Source organism: Paenibacillus sp. 01L418, from assembly GCF_056400045.1.
Genome location: NZ_JBFTSN010000549.1, coordinates 1 through 3696, shown reverse-complemented (window position 1 = coordinate 3696; position 3696 = coordinate 1). Strand labels below are relative to the sequence as shown.

Here is a 3696-nt window from a genome sequence, read left to right as displayed (position 1 = left end):
CTGAGAAGCCATAAACGTCAATTTTTCCGTCATTATCTGTATCCTTCGTTGCTAGCTTTGCAATTTCCAAAAACTTCTCCCAGTTCCATTGGCCGCCTGTATAAAGCTCTTGAAGATCCGGAAGGCCAAGTTTTTTGAACAAATCGCGATTGTAGTGCATGGCTGTACCGCCTGAACCTGGATTGTCAAATGCATATTCGCCGCCAGCTATAGCAGGCGCTTTGGCCATCAAGTTTGCATCGTTGTTGATGTTATTAGCTGAAGTTGTAAACTCGCTGATCGGAAGCAGCTGGCCTTTCAATACAGCCGGCAATGCTGCTTTGTATTCCATTTGAACGATGTCTGCGAAAGGCTCACCTGTCAGGACAGTAGCCGTAAACTTCGGCATGTATTCTTCAAAAGGAACGTTTATGAATTCGATTTTCACATTATATTTTTTTTCAACTTCTTCAATTTTAGCGAGACGCTCTTTCTCGGAAGCCGTTGCACCTGCTGGTGTCAAATCCCACCATGCAGCTACTTTAATAACGCGTCCACCCATATCGACAGGTTCTGGTGTTGCTGTGGATTCCTCAGGTGCTGCAGTCGGATCAGTGACAGCGCTTTCTTTTGGAGCGTTATTCGTTCCTTTATTTCCGCCGTTCCCGCCGCTGCAAGCTGTAAGTATGAGCATGAAACATAACACCAAAATGGACAAACCTTGTATTTTTCTCATGACCGAACCTCCCATTTTTACATTCATCAGTTGGTATAAAGTAAAAATCCCCATTTAAAAGCGCTTTCATTCCTAAACTTTGAAAAACCCAACAGCTAACCTCACCGCCTTTTCGTTATTCGATTTCCGTAATTTGTTATTTCGTTTTGCATAACGAATATAACATCAAAAACAAAACTGGTCAATTGTTTTTTATTTGTTATCTAAACGCACTAATATTTCTAAAAAAATAAGTTGAATTCCGTTTTATTGCTTGTATACCCTTGAAAAAACAGCTATATTTATCTACATAACAAAATAACAAAAAGACAATAATAAAGCATTGAGGTGAATGAACTTCCTAAATAAAACTCTAAATAAAATAATAATGTTTAATGTTTTTTAGCAATAAAAAAACAAGTTTAATTGTTAGTAACAATACGGTAAAATAATGACTAGCATTTCTTCACATATAATAATGGACTTCTTTACATATAGATGGCTTGGCAAACTAACTAATTAAGGTAGGATGAAATTTATGCGCCGGAAGGTAACGATTCAATCAATTGCCGATTACACAGGGTTGTCAAAATTCGCAGTCTCACGAGGGTTATCCGGGAAATCGGGGGTTAGTCCACAAACAAGAGAAGTGATATTAAGAGCTGCAGGACAGCTTGGTTATTTTAAGGACGCGCAGACGCCTCCTGTTTCAAGCGAACTGATGGATACAGAATCACGAAGCTGGTCCGGAACCATTCTAGTGCTTTTCCCAAATGTTCGTTATCAAAATACTGATTCCTTATATTGGGGTCCAATATTTAACGGCATATCTACAAGGCTGAACCAAAAGGGCATTAACATCCTTACATTAACTGAGCCTACTAACGACTCCATGTTCTCACTTTTAAACCCTGAAGCTATTATGGGCATTATTACTGTAGGCTCTATTTCTACCTCTGTGTTGCTTGATATTAAACGGCTCGGCATTCCTGTCGTAATGGTCGATCATTACGATCCAAACTTTCACTGCGACTCGATTTTTACAGACAACTTGTCCAGCATGAGAGAAATAATGAATGCCGTCATTACAAAAGGCTACAAAAACTATCAATTTTTAGGGAATATTAGAGATGCGCAAAGCTTCTATGAACGATTCCTTGGTTTCCGTTCAGCTCTCGAGGACAATGATATTGAACTAAAGCAAATTCCTTCCCTAATGGGACCGGAAATTGAAAACTTTCACGATACATTCAAAGCTGCTATTGAGGAGCATGGTTTACCTGAAGTATTTGTTTGCGCCAATGATATATTTGCCTCTTTTGCGTTAGATACATTAAAAAATATCGGCATGTATATTCCAGAAACGCTCGTTTTCACCGGCTTCGACAATACCCATCCTCAGATTCCTTTTTTGGCTACTGTTAATGTRGATAAGGAGCTGCTCGGCAAACGTGCTGTTGATCAGATGCTTTGGAGAATACTCAACGCAACAACGAGCTACGAGAGGACCCTTATCCAAGCTGAGATTATTTTCAGAAATTAAACATAAAAAGAGGATGACCATCGCGGTCATCCTCTTTTCGTAGTAGTGCTTCGTTTAAAAATCCGTTCGAAATGGCGATGCGGGAAGTCCTGCTTTATTATACAAATTAATCGTCGGTGAATCGCTCCAGCCATATCTTACCGATACTGGTTCAGCAACCTTATCCGATGATACAATGACCGAGTTGCCATCTATTTTGGCATTAGCAGCATAATATTTCTTATCTTCCCCCGCAATTGCAAAACCGATCAGCTCGCCTGATTTCTCCTCCTGTACAGGTTCAAGTCCAGCCTTTACTCCCGCCATTAAGCCTGAATCTGCATGCTCGAAAGAAAGACGAATGGCCGCACCTTCCTTCGCCATCGACGTATAAATGGGTCCAGAATATTCAATCGTATAGTTGTCAAATTTGCCTAAAGCACACAATGCAGAGCGCCAGCCGACATCCTGCTTATTCGTTGGATGGATATCAGCGCTATCTCCTACATCTGTTGTGACAACAAGGCATGCGTGTGTATCATTCTGTACCGTTTTCAGCTGAGCCTCGCGTATTTCCGGCAGTCCTTCATTTGTTTGCGCCGGATTAGCTTCGCTTTGAACGGTGCCGAATGCTGAAATTTGAATAATTATAAACGGCAGACTTTCATCCGAAAAAGCAAGGCGCCAATCCTTCATCAGATCAGGCAGCAGCTTGTTATAGCGACGCTCTCCCCAATTGCTTTCACCTTGATACCAGAGCACACCTTTTAATTTATAAGGCGTAAGGGGCGCAATCATTCCATTAAAAAGAGCGATCGGTGATTTAGCTGTCTCAATCATCACTGCGCCTGTTCTAATCTCATCAGCTGCTGCTGTAAAGTCTGGATTGCTTTGCAACATAGGGTAGCTTGTCCATGATTCTGCTTTTGTACCGCCAACAGCTGAGAAGAGAATACCGATAGGTACATTGGTTTCCTTGTTTATTTTACGGGCAAAAAAATAAGCTACGGCGCTGAAATCCACAGCTGAATCGGATGTCACCGTCTGCCATTTGCTTCCCTTGTCTACCATGTATAGCGGAACAGGACTTGTTGCTTGCGGTATTTTCATAAATCGAATGTTGGGATGGTTTGCTTGTTTCATCTCCTCTGCCGCATTCATTACAGCGGGCAGCTTAAACTCCATATTGGATTGCCCCGAGCTTAGCCATACATCACCAAACAAAACATCAACGAGCTCAATCCTCTCTCTGCTGCTGCTAACCGTTATTTGATGAGGTCCTCCTGCTGAAAAAACACCCAATTCTATTTTCCAATAGCCATCGACATCTGCTAACCCAGAAATTGCACGATCATTCATTTGGACGGTTATTTTCGTATTCGGCTCTGCCCAGCCCCATATGGCTGCCTGCTTATCCCTTTGAAGAACCATGTGATCACCGAACATCGGATTCACTAAGGGCTTGCCTATATAGGTAGGT

At 41.7% G+C, this 3696-nt stretch carries 3 protein-coding genes; 1 reads left to right on the top strand and 2 read right to left on the bottom strand.

Features of this window, described 5'->3' with window-relative positions; genetic code table 11:
• A partial coding sequence (locus tag AC1DSE_RS32425; RefSeq protein ID WP_477528848.1) for an extracellular solute-binding protein occupies positions 1–715 on the bottom strand: 715 nt, incomplete at its 3' end.
• Positions 716–1232: 517 nt separating this feature from the next.
• Here AC1DSE_RS32425 and AC1DSE_RS32420 point away from each other — a divergent pair.
• Complete coding sequence (locus AC1DSE_RS32420; RefSeq protein WP_339203713.1) at positions 1233–2237, top strand: LacI family DNA-binding transcriptional regulator; 1005 nt, start codon at positions 1233–1235, stop codon at positions 2235–2237.
• A 54-nt stretch (positions 2238–2291) separates the two neighbouring features.
• On the opposite strand, the gene AC1DSE_RS32415 is transcribed toward AC1DSE_RS32420, so the two are convergent.
• On the bottom strand, positions 2292–3696 hold a 1405-nt coding region (locus tag AC1DSE_RS32415; protein ID WP_477528847.1), incomplete at its 5' end, for a sialate O-acetylesterase.